Source organism: Rhodoferax sp. (assembly GCF_039922535.1).
Lineage (GTDB): Bacteria > Pseudomonadota > Gammaproteobacteria > Burkholderiales > Burkholderiaceae_C > Rhodoferax_B.
On record NZ_JBDTEM010000315.1, the window covers coordinates 1 to 5,957 of the forward strand.

Sequence of the window (5,957 nt, forward strand, 5' to 3'; positions counted from 1 at the left end):
ACTCTTATGACGGCTCTGTATGAAGTCCACGGCGATGTCGCCGTGATCACGCTGAACAACCCGCCGGTCAACGGCATGGGCCTGGCCACCCGGCGCGCCATGGCCGACGGGCTGGCGCAGGCGAATGCCGATGCCGCCGTCAAGGCCATCGTGCTGACGGGTGCGGGCAAGGCGTTTTCGGGCGGGGCCGACATCAAGGAATTTGGTACGCCGGTGGCCCTGCAAGAGCCGAATCTGCACAGCCTGATTCTGGCCATCGAGCAGTCGGCCAAGCCGGTCATCGCCGCCATCCACAGCGTCTGCATGGGTGGCGGTTTGGAGGTGTCGCTGGGCTGCCACTACCGCATCGCCGCACCGGGCTGCCAAGTGGCGCTGCCCGAGGTCAAGCTAGGCCTGATTCCCGGCGCAGGCGGCACCCAGCGCCTGCCGCGCGCGCTGGGCGTGGAGCCCGCGCTGAACATGATCGTCAGCGGCGAGCCGGTGAAAAGCGAACTGCTGGCCGCTATCCCCGGCCAAAAGCTGTTTGACAAACTGGCCGCATCCCCAGAGTCGCTCGCCGAAGAAGCCCTGGCTTTTGCCCGTTCGGTGGCCGATGTGCGCCCGCTGCCGCTGGTGCGCAACCTGAAATGCCAGCACCCGCAAGGCGATGCCTACTTCCAGTTTGCCCGCAACATGGTCAAGGGCATGGCCAAGAACTACCCGGCGCCGCTGAAGTGCGTAGACGCGGTGGAAGCCGCGACGAAGCAAAAGTTTGACGCAGGCATGGCGTTTGAACTCAGCACCTTCTTGAACCTGATGTGGACCCCCGAGAGCCGCGCCCTGCGGCATATCTTTGCGGCAGAGCGCGCAGCCTCAAAAATACCCGACGTGCCCGCCGATACTGCGCAACGTGCTATCAACAGCATAGCAATCATCGGCGCGGGCACCATGGGCGGTGGCATTGCCATGAACTTCTTGAACGCGGGCATTCCGGTCAAGATGCTCGAAGCCAAGCCGGAAGCGCTGGAGCGCGGCGTGGCCACCATCCGCAAAAACTACGAATCGCAAGTCACCAAAGGCAAGCTCAAGCAAGACAAGTTTGAGCAGCGCATGGCCTTGCTGAGCACCACGCTCAATTACGACGACCTCAAAGAGGCCGACATGGTGATCGAAGCCGTGTTTGAAGACATGGGCGTGAAACAAGCCGTGTTTACCGAACTGGACCGGGTGATGAAACCCGGCGCCATCCTGGCCAGCAATACCTCCACGCTGGATGTAGACCAGATCGCCCGCTTCACCCAGCGCCCGCAAGACGTGGTGGGCACGCATTTCTTCAGCCCGGCGAATGTGATGAAGCTATTGGAAGTGGTGCGCGGCCAAGCTACCGCCAAGGACGTGCTGGCCACGGTGATGGCGCTGGGCAAAAAGATCAAAAAGACGGCGGTGGTGTCCGGCGTTTGCGACGGCTTCATCGGCAACCGCATGATCGAGCAATATGGCCGCCAGGCGGGCTTTTTGCTGGACGAGGGCTGCACCCCGGCCCAGGTGGACAAGGCCCTGGAAAAGTTCGGCATGGCCATGGGCCCGTTCCGCATGGGCGACTTGGCGGGCAACGACATTGGCTGGGCCATCCGCAAGCGCAAGTATGTGGAGCAACCTGGCCTGAAGTACAGCAAGACGGCAAATTTGCTGTGCGAGCTGGGCCGCTTTGGCCAGAAGACCGGTGCAGGCTGGTACGACTACCAGGCCGGCAAGCGCGATGCCGTGCCGAGCGCACTGGTGGAGAAGATGGTGGCTGACCACCGGGCATCGTTGGGTATCACGCCACGCAAGATCAGCGACGAAGAGATCGTGCAGCGCCTGGTGTTCGCCATGGTCAACGAGGCCGCGCACATCCTGGAGGAGGGCATTGCCTCCAAGTCGGGCGATATCGACATGGTGTATTTGACCGGCTACGGCTTCCCCATCTACCGGGGTGGCCCGATGCACTACGCCAACGAGGTGGGTCTGTTCAACGTGGTACGGGCCATGCAGCGCTTCGCGCAAAACCCGCTGGACGATGCCGCCTTCTGGACGCCTGCGCCCTTGCTGGCACGCCTGGCTGCCGACGGCCAAACCTTCAACTAAGGAACAAGAACATGACCGCCGCCGTAATAGTCTCCACCGCCCGCACCCCCCTGGCCAAAAGCTGGAAGGGCTCTTTCAACATGACCCACGGGGCCACCCTGGGCGGCCATGCCGTGCAGCACGCCATCCAGCGCGCAGGCATTGAAGCGGCAGAGGTCGATGACGTGATCATCGGCTGTGCCACGCCCGAAGGGGCCACCGGGGCCAACATAGCCCGCCAGATCGCCTTGCGCGCCGGTTGCCCGGTGACGACCTCGGGTGTCACCGTGAACCGCTTCTGCTCATCCGGCCTGCAAACCATCGCCATGGCTGCTCAGCGCATCATCGCCAACGAGGGCGATGTGTATGTGGCGGGCGGCGTGGAGAGCATTTCCTGCGTACAGCAGGAGATGAACACCCACATGCTCACTGACCCCTGGCTGGTTAAAAACAAGCCCGAGATCTACTGGAACATGCTGCAAACCGCCGAAATGGTGGCCAAACGCTACGGCATTGGCCGTGAGCAGATGGACGCGTACGGCGCGGCCAGCCAGCAAAAAGCCGTAGCCGCGCTGGCTGCGGGGCTGTTCACCGCCGAAATCGCGCCCATCACCGTCACCATGGGCGTGGCCGACAAAGTGCGCGGCTTGATGACCAAGGAAGTCACTGTCAGCCAGGACGAAGGCATCCGCGACGGCACCACGCTTGAGGGCATTGCCGGGCTGCGGTCGGCGATTCCGGGCGGTTTGATTTCGGCGGGCAACGCCAGCCAGTTTTCCGACGGTGGCGGCGCGGTCGTGGTCATGAACGAAACCCTGGCCAGCCAGCGCGACCTGCAGCCGCTGGGCCGCTTTTTGGGCTTTGCGGTGGCGGGCTGTGAGCCGGATGAGATGGGCATCGGCCCCGTATTCGCCATTCCCAAGGTGCTCAAACGCCTGGGCCTGAAGATCAGTGACATTGATCTATGGGAGCTGAACGAAGCCTTCGCCGTGCAGGTGATCTACTGCCGCGACAAGCTGGGCATCCCGGCTGAGCTGCTGAACGTGAACGGCGGCGCGATTGCCGTGGGCCACCCCTACGGCGTGAGCGGCCAGCGCCTGACCGGCCACGCGCTGATCGAAGGCAAACGCCGTGGGGCCAAGCGGGTCTGCGTCACCATGTGCATCGGCGGCGGCATGGGTGCGGCAGGCGTCTTTGAAGTACTATAAAAACAGTAGCTTCCAGCGCAGATCGCACCTGCGCTGGAGGCCTTTTTCTTATAAAACTGGCGCACCGCCAGCCACAGGATTACAGTGCGCCCATGTTCACTGAAAAAACCATCTCTCGGGTCCATTCCGCCATTTGGATACTGCTGTACGGCGGGCTGCTGACGCTGGTGCTGGGCCTGTTCACCCGGCGCTCGGACGATGATCTGGGGCTGGCCCTGGTGGTCGGTGGCGGCATCGCAGCGGCCCTGGGGGCGGTACTGGTCTACCTGCGTTCACGGATGAATTCCAAGCAAAAATAACGGAGACTTGCATGGCCGACCTGATCTTGCACCACTACAAGAGCTCGCCCTTCGCCGAAAAAATCCGCCGGGTGCTGGCCTTCAAGCAACTGGCCTGGCAGTCGGTCAACGTGCCGCCCATTGCGCCCAAGCCCGATGTAGAGGCGCTCACAGGCGGCTACCGCAAAACACCTATTTTGCAAATCGGGGCCGATATTTACTGCGACACCGCCTTGATTTGCGACGTGCTGGAGCACCGCCAGCCCACACCTTCGCTGTCGCCCGCCAGCCACAAGGGCTTGGCACGGGTGCTGGCGCAGTGGGCGGACACCACACTGTTCACCACCGCCATGGCCTACAACTTCCAGCCCCAAGGCCGTGCGCAGATGTTTGGCAAGACGCCGCCCGGTTTCGCCCAGGCTTTTGCCGACGACCGGGCCAAGATGGTCGGCAGTGCCCCGCGCATCCGGGTGAGTGACGCCACCACCGCCTACAAATCCTATCTGCGTCGCCTGGCCACCATGCTGGAAGACCAGCCGTTTCTGGTCGGCCACGCCGCTTGCCTGGCCGACTTTGCGGCCTACGCACCGCTATGGTTTACCCGCGTGAATGTGTCCAGCCTGGCGGGCATTCTGGAGGCCACCCCCAGCGTGCTGGTGTGGATGGACCGACTGGCAGCGTTCGCCCAGGGCGAGGCCGGGCGGCTGACTTCGGCGGATGCGATTGCGGTCGCGGCAGCCACCACGCCGCAGGCCCTGGCGGACGAGGTGTTCCAGGACGACCACGGCATTCCATTGGGCAGCCAGGTCAGCATCCATGCCGAGAGCTTTGGCCTGGAGGCGACCCAGGGCGAACTGGTCGCCGCCACCCGCATGCACACCACGCTGCGCCGGGTGGACGCGCGGGCCGGCACGGTGCACGTGCACTTCCCGCGCATCGGCTACGTGCTGCGGGCGATTTAACTTTTTAGCAGGGCGCGGTAATCGCCTGCAGGGTCTTGCCGGTTTGCGGGTCAAACACCACCAGATTCACCTGCCGGGGATGGTCGGGGCTGCGGGCGATGCTGCGAAAGGCCAGCTTTTGCGCCGCGCTGGCATCGCTGGTGTACACCCCCGCCGACACATACTGGCGCACCACAAAGTCGTGCTTTAAAAACTCGCCCGCGTTTTCGCCGGCCTGCACCTTGGAGCTGTAGCCGTTCTCGGTCACCGTCCAGTAGGCCGACCAGTGGCCTGGCGCACCGGCCACCGGCGTCACCATGGCCTCGAACTGGTCGGGGCCGAGTTGGTGCAAGCTGATGGTGGCCAGCCCCGGCTCGGCGGCGGTGTCCGCCACATTGCCGCCCCAGCGCGCCCAGTCTTTGCCGTTCAGCACGGCTTGCGGCGTGTAGATGGAGCTCAGCTGGTTCCATGCGCTGACCTGGCGTTGGCGCACCGTGTGCGCGGGCGTGGCAAAGCGGTCTACCCAGCCCAGTTGGTCCCAGTAGCCCACGTGGAAGGCCTCGACCACCGCGGACTGGCCTTTGAGATGGCTGAGCCACTGGTCGGCGGGCGGGCAGGAGCTGCAGCCCTCAGAGGTGTACAACTCCACCACCGGCAGCTTGTTTTTGCCCGACTGCTGCGTGCACATGCTTTCAGCAGAAAAAGCGAATGCCGTGTAGATACACAGTACGCTGGAAGCTATTGTTTTAATAGCATTTTTCATGGTGACTCCTGGAAAAAAATGGATCGGTAGCCATTGGTCGGGGCAGAACGGCAGAGCTTACAAATTTAGTCTGCTGGCAGACAACTGCCTGCTGTTCAAAGCGCTTTAAATTAATCCAGGTAAGCCCATGTAACAAGCCCAAACTGCCAAGCGCGTGTGGTTCAATGTTGCTGCCTGCACAGCCGCCGTGCAGGCCTCGCGAGACATCCCCAACACAAGAAATGGACCCTTCCATGTCCCATAGCCCCTTAGCCGGTCACACCGCACCGCTCTCCATGCTGGTCAATTTGCCCCGCTTGGTAACCGCCTACTACAGCCTGCAGCCCGACCCGGCGCAGAGCACCCAGCGCGTGGCGTTTGGCACCTCCGGTCACCGCGGCAGCGCGTTCCACAGCAGCTTCAACGAACAGCACGTGCTGGCCATCACCCAGGCTATCTGCCAATACCGCGCACTGAACAACATCACCGGGCCGGTGTTTCTGGGCATCGACACCCATGCCCTGTCCGAGCCCGCCGCGGCCACTGCGTTGGAGGTGCTGGCCGCCAACGGCGTGCACGTGATGCTGGCCGAGGGCGACGAATACACCCCCACGCCCGCCGTGTCGCACGCCATCTTGGTCTACAACCAAGGCCGCACGACGGGCCTGGCCGACGGCATTTTGATGACCCCGTCGCACAACCC

5 protein-coding genes and 1 pseudogene are annotated in these 5,957 nt (G+C 63.3%); 5 read left to right on the forward strand and 1 reads right to left on the reverse strand.

What is annotated here, in order from left to right; all coding sequences use genetic code 11:
- Positions 1-6 precede the first annotated feature (6 nt).
- From ABI213_RS14965 to ABI213_RS14980, 4 genes are all read left to right on the forward strand, one after another.
- Entirely contained in the window at positions 7-2,106 is a 2,100-nt protein-coding gene (locus ABI213_RS14965; RefSeq protein WP_348006599.1) for a 3-hydroxyacyl-CoA dehydrogenase NAD-binding domain-containing protein, read from the forward strand.
- A gap of 11 nt (positions 2,107-2,117) precedes the next feature.
- On the forward strand, positions 2,118-3,293 hold the full coding sequence (locus ABI213_RS14970) for an acetyl-CoA C-acyltransferase (protein WP_348006600.1): 1,176 nt from the start codon (positions 2,118-2,120) through the stop codon (positions 3,291-3,293).
- A 92-nt stretch (positions 3,294-3,385) separates the two neighbouring features.
- Complete coding sequence (locus ABI213_RS14975) at positions 3,386-3,592, forward strand: hypothetical protein (protein ID WP_348006601.1); 207 nt, start codon at positions 3,386-3,388, stop codon at positions 3,590-3,592.
- An 11-nt stretch (positions 3,593-3,603) separates the two neighbouring features.
- Positions 3,604-4,533, forward strand: a complete 930-nt coding sequence (locus tag ABI213_RS14980; protein ID WP_348006602.1) for a glutathione S-transferase family protein — start codon at positions 3,604-3,606, stop codon at positions 4,531-4,533.
- Positions 4,534-4,537: 4 nt separating this feature from the next.
- Here the strand turns inward: ABI213_RS14980 and ABI213_RS14985 are convergent, their stop codons facing one another.
- Entirely contained in the window at positions 4,538-5,275 is a 738-nt protein-coding gene (locus ABI213_RS14985) for a DUF1223 domain-containing protein (RefSeq protein WP_348006603.1), read from the reverse strand.
- Positions 5,276-5,508: 233 nt separating this feature from the next.
- On the opposite strand from ABI213_RS14985, the pseudogene ABI213_RS14990 reads away from it, so the two are divergent.
- Positions 5,509-5,957, forward strand: a pseudogene (locus tag ABI213_RS14990) (alpha-D-glucose phosphate-specific phosphoglucomutase); the annotation flags it as partial.

Bases quoted from the DNA above. Each gene is read 5' to 3' on its own strand.
- ABI213_RS14965 (WP_348006599.1), top strand. From the start codon at position 7: ATGACGGCTCTGTATGAAGTCCACGGCGATGTCGCCGTGATCACGCTG.
- ABI213_RS14970 (WP_348006600.1), top strand. From the start codon at position 2,118: ATGACCGCCGCCGTAATAGTCTCCACCGCCCGCACCCCCCTGGCCAAA.
- ABI213_RS14975 (WP_348006601.1), top strand. From the start codon at position 3,386: ATGTTCACTGAAAAAACCATCTCTCGGGTCCATTCCGCCATTTGGATA.
- ABI213_RS14980 (WP_348006602.1), top strand. From the start codon at position 3,604: ATGGCCGACCTGATCTTGCACCACTACAAGAGCTCGCCCTTCGCCGAA.
- ABI213_RS14985 (WP_348006603.1), bottom strand. From the start codon at position 5,275: ATGAAAAATGCTATTAAAACAATAGCTTCCAGCGTACTGTGTATCTAC.